Annotated in this window: 25 protein-coding genes; 7 read left to right on the top strand and 18 right to left on the bottom strand. The window is 62.3% G+C overall.

The features are described 5' to 3' along the window. Positions 1 to 53 precede the first annotated feature (53 nt). A complete protein-coding gene (locus BMY67_RS10315; RefSeq protein WP_245744988.1) occupies positions 54 to 1,346 on the bottom strand; it encodes a site-2 protease family protein in 1,293 nt (430 codons plus the stop codon). After that, positions 1,330 to 1,965: an HAD family hydrolase gene (locus tag BMY67_RS10310; protein ID WP_092771112.1), complete on the bottom strand. Its 636-nt coding sequence runs from the start codon at positions 1,963 to 1,965 to the stop codon at positions 1,330 to 1,332. Before BMY67_RS10310 ends, BMY67_RS10315 begins: the two co-directional genes overlap by 17 nt. A gap of 734 nt (positions 1,966 to 2,699) precedes the next feature. On the opposite strand from BMY67_RS10310, the gene BMY67_RS10305 reads away from it, so the two are divergent. Genes BMY67_RS10305 through BMY67_RS10290 form a run of 4 tightly spaced genes read left to right on the top strand, consistent with a single transcriptional unit; the run spans position 2,700 to position 6,324 of the window. Further along, positions 2,700 to 3,227: an RNA polymerase sigma factor gene (locus BMY67_RS10305; RefSeq protein WP_092771110.1), complete on the top strand. Its 528-nt coding sequence runs from the start codon at positions 2,700 to 2,702 to the stop codon at positions 3,225 to 3,227. Continuing rightward, on the top strand, positions 3,224 to 3,970 hold the full coding sequence (locus BMY67_RS10300) for a hypothetical protein (protein WP_092771108.1): 747 nt from the start codon (positions 3,224 to 3,226) through the stop codon (positions 3,968 to 3,970). Before BMY67_RS10305 ends, BMY67_RS10300 begins: the two co-directional genes overlap by 4 nt. Then, positions 3,967 to 4,881: a hypothetical protein gene (locus BMY67_RS10295; RefSeq protein WP_092771106.1), complete on the top strand. Its 915-nt coding sequence runs from the start codon at positions 3,967 to 3,969 to the stop codon at positions 4,879 to 4,881. Before BMY67_RS10300 ends, BMY67_RS10295 begins: the two co-directional genes overlap by 4 nt. A gap of 42 nt (positions 4,882 to 4,923) precedes the next feature. After that, positions 4,924 to 6,324, top strand: coding sequence for a hypothetical protein (locus tag BMY67_RS10290; RefSeq protein ID WP_092771104.1), 1,401 nt, complete (start codon positions 4,924 to 4,926; stop codon positions 6,322 to 6,324). Between the two features lie 124 nt (positions 6,325 to 6,448). Here the strand turns inward: BMY67_RS10290 and BMY67_RS10285 are convergent, their stop codons facing one another. The 6 genes from BMY67_RS10285 to BMY67_RS10260 all read right to left on the bottom strand — a co-directional run bounded on the left by BMY67_RS10285 (position 6,449) and on the right by BMY67_RS10260 (position 11,045). Further along, positions 6,449 to 7,039 carry a hypothetical protein gene (locus BMY67_RS10285; RefSeq protein ID WP_092771102.1) on the bottom strand — a complete coding sequence of 197 codons (591 nt, stop codon included), beginning with the start codon at positions 7,037 to 7,039 and terminating at the stop codon, positions 6,449 to 6,451. Positions 7,040 to 7,155: 116 nt separating this feature from the next. Then, positions 7,156 to 7,641 carry a 1,2-phenylacetyl-CoA epoxidase subunit PaaD gene (gene paaD / locus BMY67_RS10280; protein ID WP_092771100.1) on the bottom strand — a complete coding sequence of 162 codons (486 nt, stop codon included), beginning with the start codon at positions 7,639 to 7,641 and terminating at the stop codon, positions 7,156 to 7,158. Positions 7,642 to 7,742: 101 nt separating this feature from the next. Next, positions 7,743 to 8,492 carry a 1,2-phenylacetyl-CoA epoxidase subunit PaaC gene (paaC, locus tag BMY67_RS10275; RefSeq protein WP_245744986.1) on the bottom strand — a complete coding sequence of 250 codons (750 nt, stop codon included), beginning with the start codon at positions 8,490 to 8,492 and terminating at the stop codon, positions 7,743 to 7,745. A gap of 16 nt (positions 8,493 to 8,508) precedes the next feature. Beyond that, positions 8,509 to 9,135 (bottom strand): phenylacetic acid degradation b, encoded by a 627-nt coding sequence (locus BMY67_RS10270; protein ID WP_092771098.1) that lies wholly within the window; start codon positions 9,133 to 9,135, stop codon positions 8,509 to 8,511. A gap of 180 nt (positions 9,136 to 9,315) precedes the next feature. Continuing rightward, positions 9,316 to 10,305: a 1,2-phenylacetyl-CoA epoxidase subunit PaaA gene (gene paaA / locus BMY67_RS10265; RefSeq protein ID WP_177189780.1), complete on the bottom strand. Its 990-nt coding sequence runs from the start codon at positions 10,303 to 10,305 to the stop codon at positions 9,316 to 9,318. Between the two features lie 149 nt (positions 10,306 to 10,454). Further along, complete coding sequence (locus BMY67_RS10260) at positions 10,455 to 11,045, bottom strand: TetR/AcrR family transcriptional regulator (RefSeq protein ID WP_092771096.1); 591 nt, start codon at positions 11,043 to 11,045, stop codon at positions 10,455 to 10,457. 250 nt (positions 11,046 to 11,295) lie between these two features. On the opposite strand from BMY67_RS10260, the gene thiL reads away from it, so the two are divergent. Beyond that, positions 11,296 to 12,315: a thiamine-phosphate kinase gene (thiL, locus tag BMY67_RS10255; protein ID WP_092771094.1), complete on the top strand. Its 1,020-nt coding sequence runs from the start codon at positions 11,296 to 11,298 to the stop codon at positions 12,313 to 12,315. A 109-nt stretch (positions 12,316 to 12,424) separates the two neighbouring features. On the opposite strand, the gene BMY67_RS10250 is transcribed toward thiL, so the two are convergent. From BMY67_RS10250 to rlmD, 4 genes are all read right to left on the bottom strand, one after another. Continuing rightward, positions 12,425 to 12,799 carry a hypothetical protein gene (locus BMY67_RS10250; RefSeq protein ID WP_092771092.1) on the bottom strand — a complete coding sequence of 125 codons (375 nt, stop codon included), beginning with the start codon at positions 12,797 to 12,799 and terminating at the stop codon, positions 12,425 to 12,427. Between the two features lie 6 nt (positions 12,800 to 12,805). Then, positions 12,806 to 13,198, bottom strand: a complete 393-nt coding sequence (locus BMY67_RS18950; protein WP_143069775.1) for a hypothetical protein — start codon at positions 13,196 to 13,198, stop codon at positions 12,806 to 12,808. A 687-nt stretch (positions 13,199 to 13,885) separates the two neighbouring features. After that, a complete protein-coding gene (locus BMY67_RS10245; RefSeq protein WP_092771090.1) occupies positions 13,886 to 15,007 on the bottom strand; it encodes an acyltransferase family protein in 1,122 nt (373 codons plus the stop codon). A 75-nt stretch (positions 15,008 to 15,082) separates the two neighbouring features. Further along, positions 15,083 to 16,501, bottom strand: a complete 1,419-nt coding sequence (gene rlmD / locus BMY67_RS10240; RefSeq protein ID WP_177189779.1) for a 23S rRNA (uracil(1939)-C(5))-methyltransferase RlmD — start codon at positions 16,499 to 16,501, stop codon at positions 15,083 to 15,085. A gap of 242 nt (positions 16,502 to 16,743) precedes the next feature. Here rlmD and BMY67_RS10235 point away from each other — a divergent pair, with 242 nt between their 5' ends. Together BMY67_RS10235 and BMY67_RS10230 are read left to right on the top strand one after the other, a co-directional pair. Continuing rightward, positions 16,744 to 17,550 carry an SDR family oxidoreductase gene (locus BMY67_RS10235; RefSeq protein ID WP_177189778.1) on the top strand — a complete coding sequence of 269 codons (807 nt, stop codon included), beginning with the start codon at positions 16,744 to 16,746 and terminating at the stop codon, positions 17,548 to 17,550. Between the two features lie 98 nt (positions 17,551 to 17,648). Continuing rightward, positions 17,649 to 18,533: a CPBP family intramembrane glutamic endopeptidase gene (locus tag BMY67_RS10230; protein ID WP_092771086.1), complete on the top strand. Its 885-nt coding sequence runs from the start codon at positions 17,649 to 17,651 to the stop codon at positions 18,531 to 18,533. Here the strand turns inward: BMY67_RS10230 and BMY67_RS10225 are convergent. The 6 genes from BMY67_RS10225 to pseG all read right to left on the bottom strand — a co-directional run bounded on the left by BMY67_RS10225 (position 18,530) and on the right by pseG (position 26,256). Further along, positions 18,530 to 19,999 carry a lipopolysaccharide biosynthesis protein gene (locus tag BMY67_RS10225; protein WP_177189777.1) on the bottom strand — a complete coding sequence of 490 codons (1,470 nt, stop codon included), beginning with the start codon at positions 19,997 to 19,999 and terminating at the stop codon, positions 18,530 to 18,532. The two genes, BMY67_RS10230 and BMY67_RS10225, sit on opposite strands and share 4 nt — an antisense overlap. 140 nt (positions 20,000 to 20,139) lie before the next feature. Next, positions 20,140 to 21,516, bottom strand: a complete 1,377-nt coding sequence (locus BMY67_RS10220) for a DUF7033 domain-containing protein (protein ID WP_092771081.1) — start codon at positions 21,514 to 21,516, stop codon at positions 20,140 to 20,142. 67 nt (positions 21,517 to 21,583) lie between these two features. After that, a complete protein-coding gene (locus BMY67_RS10215; protein WP_245744985.1) occupies positions 21,584 to 22,948 on the bottom strand; it encodes a glycosyltransferase family protein in 1,365 nt (454 codons plus the stop codon). Between the two features lie 21 nt (positions 22,949 to 22,969). Further along, positions 22,970 to 24,010 carry a pseudaminic acid synthase gene (pseI, locus tag BMY67_RS10210; RefSeq protein ID WP_092771079.1) on the bottom strand — a complete coding sequence of 347 codons (1,041 nt, stop codon included), beginning with the start codon at positions 24,008 to 24,010 and terminating at the stop codon, positions 22,970 to 22,972. 24 nt (positions 24,011 to 24,034) lie between these two features. Further along, entirely contained in the window at positions 24,035 to 24,631 is a 597-nt protein-coding gene (locus BMY67_RS10205) for a DUF4328 domain-containing protein (RefSeq protein ID WP_177189776.1), read from the bottom strand. Between the two features lie 146 nt (positions 24,632 to 24,777). Next, positions 24,778 to 26,256 carry a UDP-2,4-diacetamido-2,4,6-trideoxy-beta-L-altropyranose hydrolase gene (gene pseG / locus BMY67_RS10200; protein ID WP_092771075.1) on the bottom strand — a complete coding sequence of 493 codons (1,479 nt, stop codon included), beginning with the start codon at positions 26,254 to 26,256 and terminating at the stop codon, positions 24,778 to 24,780. Between the last annotated feature and the right edge of the window lies 1 nt (position 26,257).

The following is a 26,257-nucleotide window of genomic DNA, read 5'->3' as shown; positions in this document are numbered from 1 at the left end:
ACAACGGGTTGGTGTCTGGATGACAGCTTATTTGCCAGTTCCGCACCCGGATTTTACTGGATAATAATGGGCGAAGGGGCGAAGCAGAGTACAAAAATAAGCAGCATCAGCCAGCCCAGCACCTTGCGGCCCGTGGAAAGCGGCCGCTCGTCGGGGGCGGGCGGGTGAAAAATGCCGGTGGCGCGGGCCAGCAGCAGCCCAAACAGCAGCCAGCCGGGGTTGCCCTGCAGCCCCGCAAAGGCCGAAGCCAGCGCCACCTGACCCAGCCACACGCCCCCCGCCAGCAGCACCGCCCGCCGGGCCGTAGGTACCACCCGGCGTAGCACCAGCCATAGGTACAGCGCGTAGGGCAGGCTCCAGGTCAGCCAGTCTTCGGCGCTGGTATGGATGGTGAACAGGCCCAGCCCGGCATAGAAGATGAAGGCCAGAAACAGCAGCACCGATACCCGTGCCGCCCGCCGCGGCCCCAGCAGGCCGTACACAATATGGCCGCCGTCGAGCTGGCCGATGGGCAGCAGGTTGAGAGCCGTGAAAAACAACGAGAACACGCCTGCTACCAGCACTGGATAATGCAGCAACTCGTAGGGGTGGGGCAGCAGCGCCGGGTCGGCCAGCAGCGCCGCCATGCCCTGGAACAGCAGCGGCTGCCCCAGCGTGACGATGCTGCCCGGCGCGAGGTTCTGGTAGGCATAGCGGGCGTAATCGGCCCCGTACTGGCGCAGCTCCGGATGAATCTGGAACAGGTACTCCAGCGGCGGCAGGTGCGTGAGGCCGTACCAGAGCACGCCCACCGCCACCACGAAGCCCGCCAGCGGCCCGGCCAGCCCCACATCGAAAAACTCGCGCCGCGAATGAATCAGCTCCCTGATGCGGATAACCGCCCCAAAGGTGCCAAAGCCCAGCGGCAGCGGAATAAAGTAGGGCAGCGAGGAGCTGATGCGGTTGTGGCGGGCCGTGAAGTAGTGCCCGAACTCGTGTACCGTGAGCACCGCCAGAAACGGCCCCGCGTACCACAGTCCCGGCCTGAGGGCCGCCCAAACCTGCGCCAGGGGCTGGGCCAGCAGCTCAAACGGCAGCAGCGTCTGCAAAAACGTATTATCAACCAACGTAACGCCAGCCAGCGTAGTCGTCAGCAGCGTTATCAGAAACAGCAGCAGGTGCAGGCCGTAGCGCACGGGCCGGGGCCAGGGCGCCCGCTCGTAGCGCCGGAATACGTGCCGGGCATCCGCCTCGGCCTCGGCGGCCGTGAAGGCGGGCGGCCCGGCCGCGTCGGGAAACGGCAGGGGCAGCAGGGGTTCGGGCGGCGGGGTTTGGTCGGGCAGGATGGGCTCAGGCGGAAAAGGCACGGATGGCGGCGGGCAGGGCGTCCTGCAAGGTAAGGGGCGGAGTCAGGAAAAGCGTGTGCAGCCCCAGCCGGCGGGCCGTGGCAATGTGCTGGGGGCTGTCTTCGATAAACAACGTTTCTTCGGCCTTCCAGTTCATCTCGCGCAGCGCGTGCCGGAATATTTCCTCGCCCGGCTTGCGTAAGCCCACTTCCTGGGAGTAAAATACCCGGTCGAGGCAATCGGCAATACCGTTTTCGAGGCCGTACTGCGCCTTCAGCCGCCGGTTGATTTCGCTGATGTGCAGGTGGTTGGTATTGGAGAGCAAAGCCGTCTGGTAGCCCTGGGCCCGCAACCCGGCAATAAGGGCCAGCCGCTCGGCCGGCACGTCGAGCAGCATGGCGTGCCAGGCTTCATCGAGCTGCGCGTCGGTGGCTTGCAGGCCGTAGTGCGCCCGCAGCCCGTCGCGGAACTGCGCGGCCGAAATTTGGCCGGTTTCCAACTGGTCGAACAGCTCGGCCTGAGCGGCCTGCGTAAACTCGATGCCGCTGCCCAGCTGCCGCATGGCCTCCAGGGTGCGGTTGTAGTCGATGTTGATGATGACGCCGCCGAAATCGAACAGCAGGTGAGGAAGTTTATTCATTTGTCATTTATCATTTCGCAACCCGCTGGGGCTTGAATGTTGTCCACATGCTCTAATAAGGGGGTGGAGTTGCAAATCTGCCTGCAAACCTCGAAGTTTGTGGGGTCGAAACCAACTGCCTCGGCAAGCGGAATCGGCAACGGGCCTATAGCTCAATCGGTTAGAGCAGCTGACTCATCAAGTAAGTTTCAGGAGACAACCCTCCTGTTTGCTTAGCGGTGCCTCCCGGCAGGAAACTACGGGATGAGCAGGGGGTTAACTCAGGGAAACCTGTTCGAGGCCTACGGGCCGAGATGGCAATCCTGAGCCAAGCCGGGGAACGGTCATGAAAGTACCCGGAAGGTGCAGAGACTAGGAGGTGAGCAGACCATGCAATACGCCTCCACCAACGCCCCCCACCTACGTCCCCATCAGTGGATATGGTGATGAGATAGTCCAACTACTCCGGGAAACCGGAGGAAAGTGAATCAGCAGGTCACTGGTTCGATTCCAGTTGGGCCCACGAAAAACCCGCTTTACGGCAACGTAGAGCGGGTTTTTTGTTTCTGCCACCAAATTTGGCAACAATTTTCAGAGCCTGATAGGGCGCAGGCTGTGGCCACAGTCAATGGGCCTCAAATGCTTGCGAATCGAGAGGAGCAGCGGCTGCGCGACGGCCGGGAACATTTTTTCGTGCCCGACCAACCATCCCGCCGCGGGCCCGCACTTTAGGGCGAATACTTCTACTGCCCGCCGTGGTTTCCGCCGACGAACAACTACTCCTCACTGCCTGCCTTGCCCACGACCGGCAGGCGCAATACCGGCTCTACGAGCGGTACAAAACGGCTATGTTTTCCTCGGCCCTGCGCATTCTGGGTAGCCGCGACCTGGCCCAGGACGCTTTGCAGGACGCCTTCGTGCAGGTGTTTCAGCAGCTGGCCAGCTTCCGGCAGCAGGCCACGCTGGGCGCCTGGATTAAAACCATTGTGGTGCGGCGGGCACTGCTGACGCTGCGCCAGGAGCAGCGCATGGAAGTGTACGACGCCGACCGCCACCCCGAGCCCCTGGTAGCCTGGCACGACAGCCTCACCGGCGAAGCCCTCGACAAAGCCATCGGCGAGCTGCCGGCCGGCTACCGGGCCACCTTCTGTTTGATTGAGGTGGAAGGCTACTCGCACCGCGAGGCCGCCGAGCTGCTCGGCAGTTCGGAGGGCACCAGTAAATCGCAGCTGCACCACGCCAAGCGCCTGCTGCAACGCAAACTTCAGCATCTGTACCGATGAAAACAGAACCCGAACTGCCCGACGAAACGGGCCCCGAGCCGGGCCGCGAAAACCTGCGGCGGGCCCTGGCCGCCCTGTCTGCCCACGAGCCCGACGGGGATGCCTGGGCGCGCATTGCGGGCCAGCTGGCCGCCGAACAGGCCATCCAAGCCGCCTTGCCCCAGCTGCCCACCCACGAGCCCGATGCCAGCGCCTGGCAGGCCATTGCCGCCCGCCTCGACGCCGCCACCGGAGTTGCCGCGGAGCCAATGGCGGCGGCCGAACCAGCCGCCGCCATTGCCCCGCCGGCCCCGATAACCCGCACCCTATGGCCGGCGCAAATGCGCTGGGCGGCAGGGCTGGCCGCCGCGGTGCTGCTGGTGCTGGGCGTGTGGGGGCTATGGCCCGCTCCGTCGGCTACGGCGCCTACGCTGGCTGCCGCGCCCCGCGAAACCATGAGCTACGGCGAGGAGGTAGCGGTGCTGCCGCCGGCCCCCGCCGGTCTGGCGTTGCCGGCCGACCCGCTGGCGCAGGAGGGCGAGGCCTTTATTGATGCCCACTGCACTTCGCTGCCCACCGTGTGCGAATCGGGCGAGTTCCAGGACTTGCGGGCGCAGCTGGCCGATGTGGCAGCCCAGCAGCAGCGCCTGGCCCAGGATGCGCAGCGCTTCGGCTCGTCGCCGGCGCTGGTGCGCGAGCAGGGGCAACTAACTGTACTACACGCCACGCTCACCCGCGAGCTGGTGCAACTTCTCATCTCATGAAAACGCAACACTTATATATTGCCTGGAGCGGGCTGCTGCTGTGGCTGCTGGCCACTTTAGGAGCCCAGGCCCAGCAACGGGTGCAGGTGGTTACCCGCACGCTGGAGCAGCAGTGGAACTGTCCGCCCGGTACAGCAGTGCGCATTCAGGCCGAAAAAGCCACGCTGCGGGTACAGGGCTGGGATAAGCCCCAGGTGCAGGTAACGCTGCGCCTGAGCGCCCGCCACCCCGACCGCGCCGTGGCCGAGCGCGACCTGGCCGCCGCCCGCTACCGCCTCGAAGGGGGCAGTACCATCAGCCTCGTTAACTTTTTCGCCCTGCCCGCCGGGGCGGCGGCCATCCAGAGCGACCTGCGGGCCGAGTACACGGTGATGATGCCGGCTGCTAATCCGTTGACGGTGGCCAACACTTACGGCCAGACGTTTCTGACGGACCTGCGGGGCAAGCAGCAGCTAACCCAGGATTTCGGCCGCATTACGCTGCGCGATTTGGCGGGCACCCTGAGCGTAACGGCCCGCTACGCCGACCTGACCGCCACGGGCCTAAGCGCCGATTTTATTTGTGAGGCCAGCAAATCGGCGGTGCAGCTGCTGGAGCTGGGCGGCACGGCCAAAGTGTACAACCAGTTTGGCAGCGTGCGGGTGCAGCCGGCCGCCGGCCTGCGCCGACTCACGGTGGAGGGGCAGCGCACCGAAGTTACGCTGAGCGTGCTGCAGCCCGAGCAGTTTGCCTATGATTTGAGCGTGGCCCAGGGCCCGCTGGCCGTGCCCGCCGCCTACCAAAGCAGTCAACGCCAGGCGCTGGGCCGGGCCACGCTGGCTATGCCGGCCAAAAACCGCCCGCTGCTGCGCGTGGCCACCACCTACGGGCCGTTGCGCCTGCAAACCCAGCCCCTGCTGGCTCAACCCTAAGCTTTCCTTCTTCCTCTTCCTTACTCTCTTAGCTCCAGCGTTATGCGTTTTCACTACCTGTTGCCCGGCTTGCTGCTGGGCCTGCTGACCGCCTCCCGGGCCACCGCCCAAACCACGCCCGCCGATACTACCCGCATCAGCTACGAAGAAGAAGTGCAGCCGGCAGCGCTGCCCGCCGAGGCTGCTGCCCCGCTGCTCGTACAGTCCGAGGTGCAGCAGCAGCAGTGGAAGCTGGGTCTCAATAACTTTCTGTTAGGCTCAATTTGGGCCTATCGGTCTTACAATCGTGTTGGCGTACACGTTGCCTACGAGCGGAAGCTGACCACGGCGCTGGCCGTGCAAGCCGAACTAAGCCCAGCCGTGGCGCGCTACCGCCCGGATAACGGGACGCCCGCCCGGGCACTCGGTGCCCGGGTACAATTGATGGGCCGCTACTACTACAACCTGGAGCGCCGCATCCGCAAGGGCAAAAGCCGGGGCAGCTTTGTGGGCAATTACGTGGCCCTGGCCGTTGGTTCGAAGCTGGGACGCCACACCTACGAAACACCGTTTTATTTTCTACCGCTCGACGCCAACAGGGGCGCCGCCGTTGATGTGGCTTTGCTCTACGGCCTGCAACGCCGGTTGGGCCGCCGCGGCTTCATCGACGCCAACTTCGGCTTAACCAAGCTCATCGAGCCGTTTAAATCAAAATTGGGGCTGAGTAGCAGTCTGCGGGTGGGCCTGTTGCTGGGTACCCCCGCTGCCCCGCCTCCGCCAGCCACCCAGCTCACACCCGACGACAACGCCCAACTGCGGCCACGCCTTTATGTTGGTACCCAGCTGGGAAGCTATGGCTATAAATTGCGCTTCTCCGACAATAACCCCTACGCCACCCGGCCCAATAGCCTGCCCTCTGGTTTTCCAGGACAAGCGGGAGTGGGCACTTATAGCGTGGAAGTGAAGTACCCTTATTATTACATGGGCTACCAGCTGCGGCCGCAGTTGGCGCTGCAACTGGGCTACCAAGGCCAAGCCGGCACCCTTATTTCTAGTAGTTCCTATTACGGCAACGACTTTGTGGTAGGTAGCAAAAGTGAAACCTACGAGCAGACGCTGGCCTTCCCACTGCTGGCGCGCTACAGCCTCACGCGCCAGTACCAGCAACGCGTGCAATTTGATGTGGTGGGCGGCGCGGCGCTGGTATACGCCCGGGTGCGCAACCAGGAAACCCGCACCCGCAACGATGAGGTGATGGAGCAATATGCTTTTGGGCGCCATAGCACTGGCGGCCACCTCACCGGCGGCCTGAACGCCAGCTACGGCATCGGCCGGCGGCGCAAGCTGCAACTGACAGCCGAATACGTCCTGATTCAGAGCCTGCAATCCACCAGCAATGGCCAGCGCCCGATCAACTCTGGCGGCAGCCTGGGTCTGCGCTACCGCTTCGGCCCTACTTTCTAGCCGAATACCCGGTGCCGGCCCCTACCGGTTTGGGCGAGTCGATGGTACCTGCGCAGGTACTATCGGCTCGCCCAAACCGGTAGGGGCTATCGGCCGCTGCCCGGCCGTGGCTGAATCGGGCGGCTCAGTTCTGCAGCGTGAACAGCGGCAGGGGCTGCAGCTTGGCGTAGCTGCTGCCCAACTGCTGCAACTCGGCCTGATGCAGCTGCAGGTACTTATTGAAGCGTATGGCGGCCTGGTCGTAGCGCGAGCGGTAGCCCACCAGCTCCGCGTCGGTTTCCTGAATCCGGCCGGTCAGTTCCAAGACGGGCGTTGCTTCCACCGTGGGCGAGGTGGGCACCGGTACAAGGCCGTACACGGCCCGCAACAGCGAGTCCTGCGCTGCATCGTAGGCGTCAATCAGCCCCGAATCAGCCATGTTTTGCTGGTTGTAGCGCCGGGCGGGCAGCCGGTCGTTGGCGTACTGCAGGCGGGCCAGCACGGTGCGGTCGGCACCGGCCTGGCCGCTCAGCTCCCGCAGCAGTTGCTGCGTGTCGCGCTGCTTGCCGTCGTCCGACTCCTGCATCTCGCTCCAGCGGGCGGCCACGGTATCGCGCAAAATATTGAGTTGCACCTTCACGGCCTGGGCCGAGGCGGGGTCGATGGGGGCCGGGGGCCGGTTGCAGCTGGTCATTAGCAGGCCCAGCGCCAGCAGCAGCGCGACAAAACGCATCATAAAAAGCGAAGAATAAAAAACAGATAAGCCCCCAACGAAAATACCGGCAAAATCTTTCCCACCTCAGAAAAAAAGAGCCATTACAACCCGCCAGCACCCGTACTTTTCACTACTCACTAAATTGGCTTGAACTGCTCGAAGATTTGGCGGCAGTTGTTGCAGTAGTGCACGGCCCGGCAGAGGGTGGCGCCGAAGGGCGTGCGCAGCTCGGTGTTGGTGGTGTGGCAGCGTGGGCACTCGGCGTACTCCAGAATGTCGAGGTCGAGCAGGCCGCCGTTGAGCTTGGGCGGCGTGGCCAGCCCGTGGCGGCGCAGGCCCTCGCGGCCCCGGTCGGTTACCATGTCCGAGGTCCAGGGGTCGCGCAGGCTGATTTCGGTGGTCACGCGCGGGATGCCGTGGGCCTTGAGGGTCGTTTCCACGTCGCGGCGCATGTAGTCCATGGCCGGGCAGCCGGCGAAGGTGGGCGTCAGGCGCACGTGCACGCCCCCGTCGTCCTTCACCCGCACCTCCCGAATCACGCCCAGGTCCACGAGCGAAATCGTCGGAATTTCGGGGTCGGTGACGGCTTGCAGCCAGTCGAGAATTTGGGCTTCGGTGGGCATGGTGGGGCAGTTAGTAGCAGTTCTGTTTGATTTCCCGCAGAGGCACGCAGAGGGATGCGCAGAGGTTCGCTGAGCACAACGGCACCGGGCGGCTTACTGGCCTACCAATCAGCTGTAGGGTCGAGGCGGAACACCTCGGCCATTTCATCCAGGAGCGGCTGGAGGTGCGCGGTGTGCTGGCCGTGGCGGCCGCCGGTTACAGGCGTCAGCAGGCGCAGGTCGGGCAGCGTGAGGGCGGTTTGGGCCAGCACTTTGGTTATGCTTTCCTCCCAGCGGCGCTGTAGCTCGGCTTCGCCAACGAACAGGCCGCTGCTGATGATTTCGGGCTCGGCGGCGGTGGTTTCGAAGATACCCAGCGCGTAGGGTAGCGTGAATTCCAGGGCCGCCTGCATGCGCGTAATGGCCTCCTCAGTGGCATTGCCCAAGCGCTTTACCCAGGTGTTGGCGTGCAGCACGTGGTACTTCAGCTCGCCCTTGATTTTGCGGGCCACCAGGGCCAGCGGCTCGTACGAGCTATCGGCCAGCGCCTCGAAACGCAGCAGCTCGGCGTGGTCGAACAGGAAGTGGCGCAGCAGGCTGAAATCGTACTCGCCGATGGGCAGCTCCGTAAGCTGGCAGCAGTGAAACTGGGGCGCGTTGCGGGTGAAAGCCACCGTGTCGGGCTCGGCTTCGCCCAACTCGTGCAGCAGCGTATACAGCTGGAGCGAGTGCCCCAGCTTGTCCTGGGCCATGCTCGAAAAGGCAATGTCCTCCTCCAGAATTGGGCCCAGGCCGTTCCATTCGGAGTTGCGGTGGCCCAGAATCAGCTGGTCGTCGGCGAGGCGGTAAAGTAGGTCGAGCTTCGGGTCCATAATGTCGGTATGCTGATTATCCTTCCTGCTTGAACCGGTCGATGCGGTCCTGCACTTTGTAGGCAATGGCTTCGCGGTACTTCTTGTCAGGCGTAGTCGTCCACATGTCGCGGTCGGCTTCCTCGGAGCGCGACAGGTCGGCGCTGCGGATTACCCACACGTTCACCACCGGGCGCTGGTCGCCGAAAGCGGCTTTGGCGGCTTGCAGCGCCGCTTCGGGCGAGACGGCCTGCACCTGCCCCACGTGGGCGTGGGCCTTGCCGCGCTTCTTGAGGTGGAAGATGTCGTAAGCCTCCATTGCAGCAGTATCAGCGGCGGCCAGCGCGTCGGCGGGCAGCAGCGGCAGCCGGTCGTATACCGACTGCTGGTCGTCGCCGTACTCGGTTACCCGGATGGCCTCGGTGGGCACCACCCACATGCCGGTGCACGGAAAGCGCCGGCTGAACTGCTCCTTCCCGAACAGAAAGGCCACATCGGCCTCGGGCGCATGTACCGGCCCCACGTACACGTAGGCCGTGTTTTCCTTGCGCTGATGAAACACTTCGTAGGTCGGAAACTGGTCCAGCGCGGCCTTATCGGGTGGGGGCGGGGCCGACTCGGGCAGCCCCAACCGGCTGATGCGCGGGTCGAAAGATGAAAGCAAGGAGAGGGGGAATTAAAGAGTAAAAGGAACGTAAGCCTGTCATGCTGAGCGAAGGCGGAGCCGTAGTCGAAGCATCCCTACCGCAATGCTAACCCTGGCGTCTGGTTGCCATTGCAACGAAGCGGTAGAGATGCTTCGACTACGGCTCCGCCTTCGCTCAGCATGACAGGTCACTTAACACTACGCCAGCGGGCGGACGTACTTGGCCTGGGGCTGCTGCATGGCGCGGCGCACCCAGGCGCCGTTCTCCTCGGCGGCACGGCGCACGGCGATGCGCTCGGCGTTGCAGGGGCCGTCGCCGTTGATTACGCGCTTGAAGTCTTCCCAGTCGGGCTCCGAGAACTCCCACACGCCGTCCTCGTTTTTGCGCAGGTTGGGGTCGGGCAGGGTCAGGCCGATTTCCCAGATTTTGGGCACGTACATGTCCAGGAACTGCTGGCGGCAGGCGTCGTTGGTGGCCATTTTCACCTTCCAGCGCATCAGGATTTCGGTGTGCGTGCTCATCTTATCCGACGGGCCGAAGAAGGTCATGATGGCGGGCCACCAGCGGTTGAGGGCCTCCTGCATCATTTTCCGCTGGATGGGCGTACCAGTGGCCATGTGCACCACGGCGTCGTGGCCGTATTTGAGGTGGAAGGCTTCCTCGGCGCAAATCCGGTCGAGGGCGCGGCAGTAGGGGCCGTAGCTGCCCTTGGCGTTGGCCATCTGGTTGACAATGGCACCGGCGTCAATCAGCCACGAAATCACGTTCGAATCGGCCCAGGTGGGGGTGGGGTAGTTGAAGACGTTGCTGTACTTGCTTTTGCCGTTCACCAGGTCCGAGAGCATCTGCTCGCGGGTTTTGCCCAGCGTTTCGGCGGCCGAATACAGCAGCTGGGCGTGGCCCACCTCGTCCTGCACCTTGGCCATCTGGGCCATTTTACGGCGGAAGCCGGGGGCGCGGGTAATCCAGGTGCCCTCAGGCAGCGAGCCGATGATTTCGGAGTGCGCGTGCTGCTCAATCATGCGCGTGAGCTGCTTGCGGTAGAGCTGGGGCATCCAGTCGGTGGGCTCGATTTTCTCGCCCCGCGCAATGCGGGCCTCAAACTCAGCCAGCAAAATAGGGTCTTCGTTTTCGAGGCCAGTAGCAGCCTGGGTCGGGATATCGTGGGTGGAAGCGGAACCGTACATATCTAGGGAAGTTAGAGGTGAGTATTTGGTAGTAAAAGAACGTCATTCAGAGCGTAGCGAAGAATCTTGCATGAAGTAATTGGAACGGCTAGCATTCAACGTATGCGAGCGAGATTCTTCGCTACGCTCTGAATGACGTTCTTTTACTTCTAGTTTCCCCGCACTTCCAGCCCGAACAGCAGTTGGTTGGCGAGGCGGTGGGCAATGTCGGCGGTGCTGAGCGAACCGCCGGGGCGGTACCAGTTGGGCAGCCAGTTAAGCGAGGCCAGCAGCGTGAGGGCGGCAAAGGCCGGGTCGGGGGCGTACAGCTCGCCTGCGGCCGCACCCTGGGCAATCAGTTTGCGGAAACCGGCTTCGTACTGCTCGCGCAAAGCCAGAAACTCGGTGCGGGCCGGCTCGGAGAGGTGGCGCCACTCGTGCAGAAACACGGCCGAAGCGGCCGAATCGGTGGTGAGCACCCGCACGTGGCTTTCCACGGCCCGGCGCAGGCGTGGGGCGGCCGGCAGTGCGTCGTCGGCGGTGGCCTCGTCGAAACCAGCGAAAAACTCGTCGGCCAGCCGGAAGCAGATGCGGTGCAGCAGCTCCTCTTTGCTGCGGATGTGCGAGTAGATGCTACCCGCTTCCATGCCCAGGGCCGAAGCCAGCTCCCGCATGCTGGTGGCCGCGAAGCCGCGGGTCCGGAACAGGGCCGTGGCCGTCTGGTCAATCTGGTCTTTGCGCGAAAGCAGAGCGGTTTCCATAGAAGCGGGCGAGCAGGAGAGGGAACGGGCGGGAGTGGGCGTCAAATGTACTAAGCCTAACGTTCGTTAGCAAGGAAAAGTTTGCCGCCACCCCCGAACTATCCGCCAAGCAGTCAGGGTTTTGAACTCCCGCTCCCAACGGTACCCAGCGCACTTGCCCTCACCGCGTACCTTTGCCTTAGCGCCGAAGGGCCACCCCGCGCCGCCCGAATCAGCGAAATCACGATTAATCAGCGAAAATCAGCGATTTATGACATCCCTCGACAAACTCGGCGAGTTCGGCCTGATTGGCCGCATCCAGCAAACCGTAGAACTCACCCAGCCCAGCACCATCCTGGGCATCGGCGACGATGCCGCCATTCTGGCCCCGCCCGCCGGGCAGGAGCTGGTCATCAGCACCGACTTGTTGGTCGAAGGCATCCACTTCGACCTTACCTTCTGCCCGCTCAAGCACCTGGGCTACAAGGCCGTGGCCGTCAACGTGTCGGATATTGCCGCCATGAACGCGCTGCCCACCCAGATTGTAGTGGCAGTGAGCATTCCGCCACGCTTTACAGTAGAAGCCGTGGAGGAGCTGTTCGAGGGCGTAAAGCTGGCCTGCGAGGCCTACAACGTTGATTTGGTGGGCGGCGACACCACCGGCAGCCGTGCCGGCCTCACCATCAGCGTTACGGCCCTGGGCCAGGTAACCGCCGGCCAGGCCGTGCGCCGCAGCGGGGCCGGCCCCAACGATTTGCTGTGCGTCACCGGCGACCTGGGCGGCGCTTACCTGGGCCTGCAGGTGCTGGAGCGCGAAAAGCAGGTCTGGCAGGCCGACCCCGAATCCCAGCCCGAGCTAAGCAAATATCCCTACGTGCTCCAGCGCCAGCTGCGCCCCGAGGCCCGCATGGACGTCATCCACGAGCTGCGCGAATTGGGCGTGGTGCCCACCAGCATGATTGACGTATCGGACGGGCTGGCCTCCGAAGTGCTGCACCTGTGCCAGGCCAGCGGCACCGGCGCCCGCATCTTCACCGAAAACCTGCCCATCGCCAACCCCACCCTCGAAGTGGCCAACGAGTTCAACCTCGACCCCATCATGTGCATGCTCAACGGCGGCGAAGACTACGAGCTGCTGTTCACCGTCCCGCTCGCCGACCACGCCAAGCTCAAAAACCACCCCGACATCACCATCATCGGCCACATGGTCGAGAAGAACGAAGGCGCCAACCTCATCACCAAAGCCGGCCAGCCCGTGCCGTTGCGGGCCCAAGGGTTCAGCCACTTTTAATCACAGATGGTGCAGATAAAAGGGATGCCGCAGATTCGTTCTAGTGAAAGCTGTTAATTTTCAGTTAGAACGAATCTGCGTTATCCTTTTTATCTGCAACATCTGTGATCTAGTCTTCCGGATAAGGGATGTACACGAAGTTGGTGAACTCTTCGTCGAGCACGAACAGGCAGCAGTACTCGTTCGGCTCGCGGTAGGTTTGCTGGAAGGCCTCGATGCCGGCCTCGCTGATGATGCCCTGCTGCACGAACAGCTCCAGGTAGCTGGCGAAAACGTGCCACTCCAGGTTCAGCTCGTCGGCATTCACGAGCAGGCCGCCCAGCGGCACTTCCTGGCGGGCAAACACGAAGATGGGGTACTTGGAAATGTCGCGCTTGCGGATTTGCGAGGAGGCTTCGCTGAGCGTATCGGAAACGGTGGCGAAATCCTTGGTGATGGTGCCGAGGTATTTGCCGTTCAGTTCGGGGTCGTTGGTGTAATCCATGGGTGGTTAAATCAGTTCAGGTTTCCAGAGAGTGTAGAAAACCCAGCCAAGCACAAAGCCATTAGTAGCAGCATTAAGATAAGTTAATTGCTCAATTGGATTTAGTCCAAAACTCCTGCCGAAGAGTAGACTAAAAACAACATATGCGCATAAAGAATAGATTAGAGCAAAGCCAAGTCTACCAAATTTGAAGAAGGCTTTCTTGACAAAATACCGAGGCAGTTGAACTAGAAAGATATTGGCCAAGGCGGAAATCACCAAGGTAATTGGTGTAAGTATTTGTATAGCTTCTAAAGTTTGGCTTTCGCGTAGAAAAAAGTGGCCAGCGGCGTATACAGCTGTAGCAACAAGCCAGCCCGCCGTCGAAGCATAAATGGCTGCTAATGTATAGTTTCTCATAGCCATAAGAGGTAATGTAACTTCAATAGCACATTCTCCATGTGGTAAGTGTGCAGGAACATACCCACCAACTGAACCTATGTAATAATCTGGGTGATGGTGCCGAGGTATTTGCCATTCAGTTCGGGGTCGTTGGTGTAGTCCATGAAATCAATTCTCGGTGAGTTTATCAAATAGTAGTAGAGCTACAGGAATGATAGTAATGGAAAAATAGCAAGCGAAAAATACGATTCGTTGTGCTATTTGTTTTGCTGTACCGTGAGAAATAGTGGAGAAATAATGGTGATGTTTATCCTTTCTATAGATTAGAAAATAATTAAGAATAATTAACATGAATAACAATGGAAAAGTGTAAGTATAATAGTTGCCATTAGGGACTAGTAAAGGCGTACTGCCCACGATAGAGAGTACCATAACGATATTTATAAAGAAAAGAAGTGCTGTTACCTGAACCGCATGGGCAACTGGGTCACTGTACCACCTCTGGTAAAAGCTATACACATAGTAATTTATTATCACCAAGGGGAGTATTGCTCTGTAAATCATAGTGTTGAGTTCTGATACTACCGCAACTCCAGCAGCACTACGTTTTCCACGTGTTGGGCGTGCAGGAACATATCCACCGGCTGCACCCACACTACCTGGTACGCCCTGGCCAGCTGCTCCACGTTGCGGACCGAAGTTGGCTTATTGCTGCAACGAGGCGTGAGGCACTGAAACAGAAACGGGGGTGAATCTATCGGAAACCCGGCGGCCCCAGCGGATGGCGGGGCGCTCGATGAGGATATTGAACGCGGTAGCGCCTGCCAGCGTAGCGGTTACGGTACCAGCCAGCAAAATCCAGAAGGTTTGCGTGGGATTGGTCCCTAATTTTTCAGCCAGCTTATCCCAGTGTTCCATAACGTACACCACGAAAAACCAGTGCACCAGGTACAGACTGTACGAAATACGCCCAAGAAACAGAAATACCCGGCTGGTGAAAAAATGCTGGAGGCGGGGACTGTTAATAAGATAGGCGAGCATCAGGAATGAGGCCACCCCGGTAATATGAAACAAGTCGAGGCGGAGCAGCCCTAACCAGTAATTACCAATTTCGCCGATGGGGAAAATGCGGGTTATGTGCCGAATAGAGAACAGCACCAGCACCAGCGCATACAGCCCAAACCGGTAGCGGTACCACCATGTTTGGCGCGTGTCGTACGCTTCAATTTTTTTGAAAAAGTACGCCAGCAGCATGCCCAGGCAAAAGTGCTGGATAATCCCGAATACGAATGCCGACCCCAATACCAGGATACCTAGCATGAGGGCAACAAACAGCTGGCGACTGTAGCGCAGCAACAAAACCAGGAAGGGCACGAAAACCGACCCTGCCATTTCGGCTTCCAGCGTCCAGGCCGGGATGTAGTTATCGTGCTTACCCCGAATCAGTAGCGCCTCTTCCACCCAGTGGTGCGTATTGGTGAACAGGTCGGATGCAATTAGGCCCAGTGGCTCGTGGCGGTGATTATACAGGTAGTAAATGCTTAGCGCCGCCAGAAACGGCACGTACAGCCGCACGATCCGGTTTACGATATAAGCCCGGTAGGTTTCGCCGGTAATGGGTGCCGACTCATCGGGATGAAAATATTTCCAGGATAAAACCAGCCCGCTCAACACAAAAAACAGCGATACTGCATCGCTGCCATTAAACAGCATGGCCCCTAACTTATACTCCAGCGTTTCGGCCCAGCGCCAGCCGATAAAATGGTACACCAGCACGGCAAATGCGGCCAAGCCGCGCACACTATCCAGGTAGGTAATTCTGCGCATGAAGGGAAGAAGTGTAGAATTTTGGCAAGCTGTAAAAAAAGCGCAGAACTGACTGCCTGGCCAGGCAGTCAGCCACTACAATTCCTGCCGCAACTCCAGCAATACCACATTTTCCACGTGGTGGGTGTGCGGGAACATATCTACCGGCTGCACGCGCACCACCTGATACGCGGCGTCCAGTAGCTCCAAATCCCGGGCCTGGGTGGCGGGGTTGCAGCTGACGTAGACGATGCGGGGGGCGCGCATTTCGAGCAGGCGGGCCACTACATCGGGGTGCATGCCGGCGCGGGGCGGGTCGGTGATGACGACGTCGGGGCGGCCGTGCTGCTGGATGAACTCGGCGTTGAGCACATCCTTCATGTCGCCGGCGTAGAACTCGGTGTTGGTCGTGCCGTTGATTTCGGAATTTATATAGGCGTCCTGCACCGCCGACTCGACGTACTCGACGCCCACCACGTGGCGGGCCTGGCGGGCCACGAAGTTGGCGATGGTGCCGGCCCCGGTGTAGAGGTCGTAGACCAACTCCGAGCCGGTGAGCCGGGCGAAGTCGCGGGTGATTTTGTAGAGGTTGTAGGCGCCCTCCGAGTTGGTCTGGTAGAACGATTTCGGCCCCACCCGGAAGCGCAGGCCCTCCATTTCCTCGTGGATGTGCGGCTCGCCCTTGTAGCACACCACCTCCAGGTCGTTGAAGGTTTCGTTGCCCTTGTCGTTGAGCACGTAGTTGAGCGAGGTGATTTGCGGGAACCGCTCGGCCAGGAAATCGAGTAGCGGCACCAGCGCCTCGTGGGCGTAGTAGCACTGCAAAATCACCATCAAATCGCCGGTGTTGGCCGTGCGGATGATGAGGTTGCGCAGGAAGCCCTCCTGGGTTACCAGGTTATTGAAAGGCAGTTCGTGCTCCAGGGCGTAGTCGCGCACGGCCAGCCGGATCTGGTTGCTGGGGTCGGGCTGGAGCCAGCAATGGTGCACGTCCAGAATCTTATCGAAGCGGCCGGGCGTGTGGAAGCCCAGCACGCGCCGCTCGTAGTCGTGGCCGCTGGCAATCTGCTCGTTGGTCAGCCAGCCGTTGTGGCTGAAGGTAAATTCGAGCTTGTTGCGGTAGTAGGTCTGGTCGGGCGAGGGCGCGATGGGCAGGATGTCGGGCAGCGCCACCTTGCCGATGCGCTGCAAGGTGTCGGCCACCTGCTGGTGCTTGAACTTCAGCTGGGTGTCGTAGCCCAGATGCTGCCACTTGCAGCCCCCGCAGGTGCCGAAATGCTCGCAGAACGGCGTCACGCGCAGCTCGGAGTACTTATGAAACCGGGTGGGTACGGCCTCCAGGAAGTTCTTCTTGGCCTTGGTCACGCGCAGGTCCACCACGTCGCCGGGCGCCACCTGGGTTACAAATATCACCAGATTCTCGCGGCGCACCAGGCACTTGCCCTCGGCCACCATGTCGGTAATCTCGACTTCGCGGAGCAGCTCCGCCGGAATGTTCTTCACTGATTTTCTCACCCTGCAAAGATAGATCACGGATTAGCACGGATTTTAACGGATTTCGTGGATTTTGTAGCCGGCTGTTGGCGGCCCTAATCTCACGGATTTTGTAGCCGGGCGTTGGCGGTGCTGACTTCGTGGATTTTGCAGCCGGGCGCTGATTAGTCCGGAATTTGTGAATTTTGCGGCTGAGTCGGCCGTCCAACGAGGCCAGCTACAAAATCCGTGAAATCCGCTAAAATCCGTGCTAATCCGTGATCATGAGAGATAAAGTAGTGCTGATTACGGGGGGCACCTCGGGTATTGGCCGGGCTACGGCCCTGGAGTTTGGCCGGGCGGGGGCCAAAGTGGCCATCACGGGCCGCAACGAGGCGCGGCTGGCCGAAACGGCCGCCGAGCTGGCGGCGCTGGGCGTGGCGCACCTGGCCATCCGGGCCGATGTGGGCGTGGAGGCCGACTCGGCGCGCGCCGTGGCTGAAACGGTGGCCGCGTTTGGGGGGCTCGATGTGCTGATTAACAACGCCGGTATCAGCATGCGGGCCCTGTTTCGGGATGCCGACCTCGACGTAATTCGGCAGCTGATGCAGACCAACTTTTTCGGCACCCTGTACGCCACCAAGTTCGCGCTGCCCTACGTTACGGCGTCTAAGGGCTCGATTGTGGGCATCAGCAGCATTGCGGGGTACCGAGGGCTGCCGGGGCGCACGGGCTATTCGGCTTCCAAATTCGCCATGCACGGCTTCCTGGAGGCCTTGCGTACCGAGCTGCTGCCCCAGGGCGTGCACGTGCTGCTGGCCTGCCCGGGCTTCACGGCCTCCAACATCCGCAACGTGGCCCTGGCCGCCGATGGCAAAGCCCAGGGCGAGTCGCCCCGCGACGAGGGGGCCATGATGAGCAGCGAGGAAGTGGCCCGCCACCTGCTGAGCGCCGTGCAACAGCGCCGCCGCGACCTGGTTCTGACCAGCCAGGGCAAGCTTACCGTCTGGCTCAACCGCCTGCTCCCCGGTCTGGCCGATAAGCTCGTGCTCAAGCACTTCCGCAAGGAGGAGCCGGATTTTAAGTTGTAGCCCAGGATGCTGCGGATATCCGATGGGAATCTGGCTGCCGGCTATAAACCAGTGGCGCTAGCTAATTTTCAGGCGCACTTTACCTTCCTTATTCAGTTATGGAAACAGTTGTTCCCGTTCCTTTGCCAGCGGCCCGGCGGCAGCCAGTACAACCCTATCCAACCCTGAAAGAAAGCTGGGGATTCGTGGGCTGGTACCTACTCATGCTGCTGGTCGTGATGGGTGGGTTGCTGGCGGTGGTGGCCTTTATCCTGCCCCACGAGCGGTACGAGCCCAGCACTAACCTGGTGTTGATTGTGGCGGGCAACCTGGTACTGCTGGGCTTTCTGTACTGGCGCTACGGTCGGCGCATGATGCCGTTGCAAGTGCGGGGGCAGGCGCCGGGGTGGCTGTACGCGGCCCTGCCACTGCTGACGGCGGCCGCTATCATGGTGCTCTCGCTGCAAGAGTTTCTGGAGCTGCCCAACTGGTTCCAGGCCTCGTTTGAGCGCATGGCCCGGCAGCCGGCCGCGGTGTTGCTGCTCGGCGGCCTTGTGATTCCGGTGCTGGAAGAAGTGCTGTTTCGGGGCCTGCTGCTCCAGGGGTTGCTGCGGCAGCGGCGGCCCTGGGTGGCTATCGGGCAGCAGGCGCTGCTTTTTGGCCTCGTCCACTTCAACCCGGCTCAAAGCCTGAACGCCTTTTTTCTTGGGTCGCTGCTGGGCTGGCTGTGTTACCGCACCGGTTCGCTGCTGGTGGGCATCGGTATCCACGCGCTCAACAATGTAGTATACTTCGGAGTCCTGATTTGGCGGCCTGAATTGGCTAAAGGCCACACTACGCTCCCCGGCCTACTCGGCTCGAACTGGGCCTACGCCGGCTTGGTGACCCTAGCCGCAGCCGTACTGGCGCTGCTGCTGTGGCGCGTGAGCCGGCAGGCCCTGCCTGCCGCCTGGGCAAGTGTGCCTGATAGCCTAGTTTCAGCCCACCTACACCCTAAAAGCTAGCGCCGCTGTAGCTTCCGTAGCAGCACCACGGCCTCGGGGGCCGCGCCGGTGGCCAGGGCGAGGCCGCCGTACACGGCCGTGATGACGGTGGAGCGCAGCAGCATTGTGAGTAAAGGCGAAGCCAGCGGGGGCACCAGCCAGCCGGCCAGCCCGGCGGCGGCCGTGATGAGCAGGATAAGCGGAATCTGCCAGGTGAAGGGCTGCATGCCGAAGCTGCGCCACACAAACCAGGTGCGGGCCAGGTTGATGCTGACCTGGGCCGCCACCGCCGCCACGGCCGCGCCCACCATGCCCAGGCGTGGAATCAGCAGCAGGTTCAGCCCCACAATCAGCAGCGAAAGCGAGGCGTTGAACACCAGATCGAAGCGGTAGCGCGGCGAGGTGACCAGGATGAGGCCGTTGAGGCCGGTGATGCCGTCGAAGAGCCGGCTGCCCAGCAGCAGCAGCACCACTAGCGTGCCCTGGGCGTATTCGGCCCGCATGAGCGAGTAGATGAACGGCAGGTTGAGGCCGATGCCCAGGGCCAGCAGGCAGCCGATAAGCGCGTTGAGGCGGGTGGTGCGGCGGTAGAAATCGGCCATGCCGGCCAGGTTTTGCTCTTTCCAGTAATTAGCCAGCAGCGGGAAGGCGATTTTGTTGAGCGAGCGGGCCGGAATAGCCAGCGCCGTGCTGATGTTGAAAGCAATACCATAGATGCCGGCCGCCGCCAGGCTCACCTGCGAGCCTACCATCAGCGCGTCGATGTACATGATAATGGACCCCGCCAGCGAGCTGAACAGCGTGAAGGCGCCCATGTTGAACAGCTCCCGCACCGGCCGCACCGTCAGCACCGCCCGTTGCGGCCGCCAGTGCAGCTCGCCAATCCGCAGCAGATACCCCGTGAGCACCAGCACCAGCAGCCCGTTTACGCCCACGTACCAGAGCACGTAGCCGTGAAACGTGAGCAGCCCCTGCGCAAACAGCAGCGCCCCGCCCAGAATCAGCAGCCGCAACACGATGTCCTGCAAAAACGAGGAAAAAGCCGTGTGGTAGAGCGCCTTCAGGTAGGCATCGAGCAGTGAATACAGCAGCGTGAACAGCGCGAAGACGATTCCCCAGCCATAGTACGGCCCTAGGGCGGCGGCGTCCTGCTCGTAGAAGCCCAGCACCGCCGGCTTGCCCAGCCAGAACAGGGCCGCCACCACCACGAAGCCCAGCAGCGGTACGCCCAGCAGGAAGGGCAGAAAGCCGTGGTGGCCGTTTTCGGGGTTGCGGAAGTAGGGGAAAAACCGGATGCCCACGCTGGCAAAACCAAACGCGGCCACCTGCGCCAGCAGCGTCGCCACCGAGGCCAGGGTGGTAGTCAGGCCCAACTGCCCGGGCTCGAAAAACCGCGGCAGCACCAGCGTGGTGCTCACGAAGCCCAGCGCCAGCCCCAGATACGAAATGACGGTGTTGCGCAGCCCCTGCCGCTGAACGATACCCAAACGGTGAAATAGTGAGGTGGTGAAATGGTGAGTTGACGTTCGAAGCAAAGCAGAACGTCATGCTGAGCGAAGCCGAAGCATCTCTACCGCAGTGCTAATTCTGCCGATTGTGACGAACAGGAGCCATACTTCAACTCTGCTTAGCCTAGCTCTGTGTACAACTGCTCCCAAACATCCTGGCCGTTGACGAAGGCCACGTTGCGGCCGCGAAGGTACTCCAGGATGGTACGGAACTGCTCCGGACCGTTGCGCTGGTTGGCTGGGTCGAAGTTCTCGTTGTGCCAGAGCACCGTGCAAACGCCGCCGAACCGCTCGATTTCCTGGAACATGGGCGTGAGGGCCGGCAGAATTTCGTCGGGGGCCAGTTGCAGGTAGCGGGGGTGATGCAGGGTGGCGTCCATCACGTTGAGCGGAATTTCGAGGAAATCATGGGCCTGGCCGGTGCGGAAATCAAAGGGCTGAAACGGCAGGCAGTAGGAGTTGCGGAAGCCGTAGTGCTCGGCAAAGCCCAGCGTCGAATCGTATTCAAAGGCCAAATCATCCACTACGAAAGGCGTCAGCCGCGGCTCCCATTGCAGGTAGTGAAACCGGATGCCCGGCTCAGTTCCAGGTAGCCGGGCCAGAGCTATTACCTCGCGGTCTAGCTGAGCGGCATCGGTAGCCGTGCCCAGGCTGGCGTGCAGCTGAATTTCGGCTCCGGCTGCTGCCAGAGCCGCTACAGAATCTTTAACGGATTGAAGGGAGTAATCCGCATTCGGCGTGCCGTTGGTAGCTTTGCGGTGTTCGGGCAGGAAGAAGAACGTGCTTTTGGCCCCGTATTCGGCCACGGTTTGCCGCACCAGTGCCAGGTTGTTCCAGGCATCTTGCCGGGTGAAGTGCCGCCACAGCTGCCGTCCAAACTCGGGCAGGTTGCCGCGCCGCAAAGCCGCTTTGGTGGGCTCTTTCCAGGCGCTGTACAGGTTGTCGATGTCGTGGGTGATGAAGGCGGCCCAGGTGGCCCCGCCAGCCCAACGAGGCGGGTGCAATGGATGACCCGCTACGTGCTCCACGGCCGTTTTCAGCACATCGAAGTAGTAGTTGACGACCGGCACCGCCACGAAGCCGTAGCGGGCCTGTACGCTGGCCGCGTAGGGAAAACGCCCGTGCTGGTCGCGCTCCTCCGAGAAGAATTCCTGCCAACCACTCAGTAGGTAGAAAGCCGCCGAAACCACATCGGCGTTGAGGCGGGCCCGGCCTTCGGGCAGCAACTCCAGCAGCGGCCGGTTCGGCTTATCGTCAAAGAAAAACGGCAGCCGCCGCCCGGCCCATTCGCGCCACTCCGGCGGCTGGGGGTATGGCGTGGTGCCCGCGAAAAAGTCGTGGCAAATGGCCGTAACTTCTACCTGGGGTCGCGTAGCCGCGTAGCCAATACTGACGAGCGGCATCTCGTAGTAAGCCTCCCGAAAATGCCGCAGCACGTACGTCAGCCGCAGCTCGGCGGTAATGGGTTCAACAGCGGGTAGCGGAGGGGGTAACATGCCGCAAAGTAAAGCAGAACAACTCAGCGGACCTCTGCGGATTACCTCCGCGCACCTCGGCGGGAAACTACCCCCGCGCCGCCGGGGCCACTTCCGCCAGCCACTCCTGAAGCAGTCGCGCCGCCCGTTGCTGGCTGTGGCTCTCGTCGGGGGTGCCCAGGGTAGCGTTGTAGTAGGCGGCCCGCTGATACAGATCAAGGGGTTTGGCCAGCTGCATCCGGCGCAACCAGGCGCCCAGCTCGGGCAACGAATCGGCCCGCTCAATCAGGCCCTGGGCCACGTAGCCGTAGTAGTCGTCGGCAATGCCGTGGGTCCCGAAGCGGAAGTACACGCTGGCCAGGTTCAGCAGCGTGGCTTCCAGGTGGGTGCTGGTGTCGGCGGCAATCAGCGCGTCGTGTCCGAGCAGAAACTCAAACACACTTTCCTGCCGGGCATCGGAGAAGCGCAGCGCCGGGTGCCGGGTGGCCAAAAACGAGAAGTCGCGGGTGTCGCCGGGGTGGGGGCGGAGGGTGAAGGTGAGGTCGGGGAATTCAGTCAGCAGGTAGGCTACGGTGGCCGCAATGGCGGCGGTGTCGTCGAGGGTGTTGCAGGCCAGGGCCACCCGGCGCACGGCGGGCGCGGTGTTGCGGCGGGCTAAAAAGGCGTCAGCCTTGGGCATGCCTACCAGCTGCACCTGGCCCGTCACGGGGCCGCACTGCCGGTACTTGTCCAGCGCATCCTGGCCTTCGAGCAAACTCAAATCGAAACCCAGCGGGGGGAAGCTGGTGCTGACGCTGGCGTGCTGCACGTAAGCCGTGGGCACGCCCTCGGCGCGGCAGGCCAGCAGCAGGGCGCGGGCATCGTCGTTGTGGTCGTTGGCAAATACCACGGCCCGGGGTCGGTAGTGGCGCAGGTCCCGCCGGTACACCTCGTAGTAGCCAATGGCGTTGAAAATCAAATCGAAAAACCGCCAGGCCCGCTTGCCCTCGGTGCGCCGCAGGGCCCGGTACACGCCCGGCAGCTGCCCATAGTACAGCAGCTTGCGCCGCAGCGAGAGGCGGTTTACCTGCCCGTTGTAGCGGCCAATCTGCTTGCTTTGGCCGGCCACCAGCACGGCGTCGGGCAGGGCCTCGCGCAGGAAGTGCAGCGCATCGTAGTTGTTCTGGCTCACCACATAGAGCCACACTTTGCCGCCCAGTTGCTCGGGGTTGCGCACCTTCTGGAACACGTTGCCCACCAGCCGCAGCCCTGCGTAGCCCAGCACCTTCAGCAGCCGTTTCCAGGGGCTGGCCGGCGAAATCGGCTCCAGGGTATGGGCTGGGAGCGAGGAGAACAGGTCAGTGAAGCGCAGCTGGAGGATGTCGCGCAGGCGGGTTACCTCACCCCCCCGGCCCCCCTCTCCTCCGGAGAGGGGGGAGCCTGACGATTCTTCAGGGGACGTAGAATGAGACATTAAACCGTGGTGGAATACAGGCTACAAAGCCTCCCAAGTAAGCGGGGTACCGGCCGACAGACTCTGGCGGGCGGGCTTGCCGAGCAGCTGGTCGAGGTAGCGGGGGGGCAGGCCGTCGCCGGGGCGCACCACGCGCAGGTTTTCCTTGGTGAAAAGTTCGCCGGCGGCCACATCCTGGGCTACGTAGAGGGAGCGTTTGTAGAGGCGGCTTTTCTCTTCGGCCCGTTGCACGCCGTACTGCACCTGGCCCAGCGCCTGCCAGGCCCGCTCGGTTTCGGTTACCAGTTGGGCCACTTCCGCGGGCTCCAGCGAAAAGGCCGAATCTACCCCGCCGTCGGCGCGGCGCAGGGTTACGTGCTTTTCGATAACGCAGGCGCCCAGCGCCACGGCGGCTACCGAGGCGCCCACGCCCATGGTGTGGTCGGAGAGGCCCACCAGCGCGTCGGGGAAGAGCTGCTGGAAGTGGGGCAGGGTGCGCAGGTTGGTATTGAGGGGCGTGGCGGGGTAGGTGCTGGTGCACTTGAGCAGCACCAGCTCGCGGCAGCCGGCCTCGCGCAGCACCTGCACGGCTTCGGCCACTTCGGCCAACGTGCTGGCGCCGGTACTCATGATTACGGGTTTGCTGGTGGCCGCTACCCGGCGCAGCAGCGGCCAGTCGGTGTTCTCGAAGGAGGCAATTTTATAGGCCGGCACGTCGAGGGTTTCCAGAAAATCGACGGCCGTTTCGTCAAACGGCGAGCTGAAAGCCAGCATGCCGTGCTGCCGGGCGCGCTCAAATAGCGGCTGGTGCCACTCCCAGGGCGTGTGGGCCTGCTGATACAGCTCGTGCAGCTCGCGGCCGTACCAGAGCGAGGCGGGGTCGTCGATGCGGTAGGCCCCGGGCAGGGTCATGGTATCGGCGGTGTAGGTCTGGAGCTTGATGGCGTGGGCCCCGGCCGCGGCCATGGCATCCACGATGGCCAGGCCGCGCTGCAAATCCTGGTTGTGGTTGCCGCTGAGCTCGGCAATGATAAGCGGCGGCTGGTCGGGGCCCACGAGGCGGGAGCCAAAGGAGATGGTCATGCTACAAAAATACGCAGCCTGGCGCTAGCCGTAGTATTCCTCCTCGGTCGGCCGCAACTGCTCCGGCTGTTGGGCCGGCTCGCCCAGCCGCTGCAACTGTACCCGAAGCTGCCAGCGCTGCTCGGCCTGATGCACGTAGCCGATGACCAGAATACTAAGCGCCGCCGAGGCAATATCGGCCAGATCGGAAAACATACTGAGTGGTAGGGCCGCCAGGATTTGCGGCATCGTTTCGGCCTTTTTCATTACCGTATTGGCCAGCGAGTTGCTGAATGTATGCACCAGATACGCCACCCACCACCAGCGTAGCACCGTGCGCGAATCGGTGGCCCCCGAAGGAGTAGCGCCCGTATCGTACCAGATTTCCTTCATGATGGAATAGGGCCGAGACAAATTTAAAATCGGAATAAACCAGCTACCCACCGCCCAGCCATCGGTATGGTCGGGACGGCGGCCAATCTTCCAGAGGTTGTAATAAGCCCGCCGGAACCATTGCAGAAAGAACACGATGGTAAGAATATTCACGAGAATTAGTAGCAACACCACCCCAGCCTGGAACAGAATAACCAACTGCCCAAAACCATACGGCTCTTCCAGGGGATAATCATTGGGTAGGCTCATAAACAAGGCGTTGGCCATCAGGTTAGCCACATTGAAAACAATGGTCAGCTTGAACAGAAGGCGGCTCCGGTAAGCCCGGTGGGAATTATCGCGCGGAGAAATAGTAGTCGTCATCCAAATAAGAGGAGAAAGAGATAGTGGAAACGTTAGCTCGCCCCCAGCCAGGCAAACGTCAGCGAATCGGCTGCCTCAGCCGGGGCTTCCGGCTGAAAGCCGGCCCGCTCGAAAGCGTGCACTGAGGCGGCGTTGGCGGCCTGCACGTGGCCCAGCACCCGGCGCACCTGCGGGAATTGCGCCAGCAGCCGCCGGGTGCCGGCCAGCAGCAGCAGCGGCGCCAGCCCCCGGCCCCGGAAATCGGCATCGAGCAGGTAGCTAAGCGTGGCCGTTTCATCCTCCACCGCGAACCGGATAAGACCCGCCGACCGGCCCGTGGCCGCATCCTGGGCCAGCAGCAGCAGCGCGTTTTCGTCGGCCAGCCGGGCGGCCAGCCAGGCTTCGTGGTCGGCCTCGGCAACGGGCTCGGGGTTGAAGGAGAAGCGCCGCACGGCCGGCTCGTTGGTCCAGGTCAGCAGCTGGGCCGAGTCGGCGGCCGTTACCGGGCGAAGGGCGAAGGGCGGCGGGGGCAGCAGCAGCGCCCGCAGCTCCTGACGAAGGCGCACGGGGGCCTGCCCGTCGAACACCCGGCACTGGGCGGCCTGCATTTCGGCCGCGATTCGGCTGGCCTCGGGCGAGGTGAGGATGTTGGCCGCCGCCGTGTAGGGCCGGGCCAGGTTCTGGCTGAGCAAAAACCGGTTGATATCCTGCTGATTGGCAGCGGTGGGCAGCAGCAGCAGCAGCCCGCCGCCGGCCGCGCAGTATTCGTAGCTCACGGTGCTGGCCGAGCACACGGCCGCGCCGCACTGGCGCATCAGCGCCGCCAGCTGCTCGGCCCCCAGCTGGCGGTGCAGCGTGAGGCCAAGTTGGTCGGCGGCCCAGGCGTGCAGGGCTTCCCAGCCCTGGTAGGCCCCGCCTACTACCACATGCACCTGCTGCACGCCCGGCAGCGCCAGCAGTTCGGTGGCCACGCGGTGGGTCTGGTGGGTGGGGTCGGCCCCGCCCAGGCACACGAACACGGTGGTCGGGTTGGGTTCTGCCGCCGCATCTGTCGCCGGCTCGCTCTTAAAAGCGGCCCGCAACGGCGCGTAGGCCGGGCCGCTGAGCAGGCGGGCCCCCGGCTGGCGCAGCTCATAATCGGCGGGCGTGAGGCCGCCGGCGGGGTTGAGCACCAGGTCGGCGGCTAGCGGGTAGGCGTGCAAATCGTCGAGGTACACCAGGCGGTGCACGGCCCCGCGCACGGTGTTCTGGTAGTCGTAGCGGAAATCATAGCCGTCGAGCACCAGCACATCGTCGGGCCGCAGCACGTGGGCGGCGAGGTAGGCCGCCTCCTCGGGCAGCGGGCGAGCCGGCAACGCCTGCACCGCCAGGCCGGCGGCCGTGAGCTGCTCGGTAAGAACTGCATCGGGCTTCCGAATCAGGAACAGCTGCTCCGGAAAATCGGGCCGCAGGATTTCGGCCAGCGCCAGCAGCCGCATCACGTGGCCCAAGCCAATGCGGGCGTTTCCATCGGCGCGAAGGAGGAGGCGCATT

Origin of the sequence: Hymenobacter actinosclerus, from assembly GCF_900111515.1 — a bacterium.
GTDB lineage: Bacteria > Bacteroidota > Bacteroidia > Cytophagales > Hymenobacteraceae > Hymenobacter > Hymenobacter actinosclerus.
This window is presented reverse-complemented; position numbering and strand designations above follow the sequence as displayed.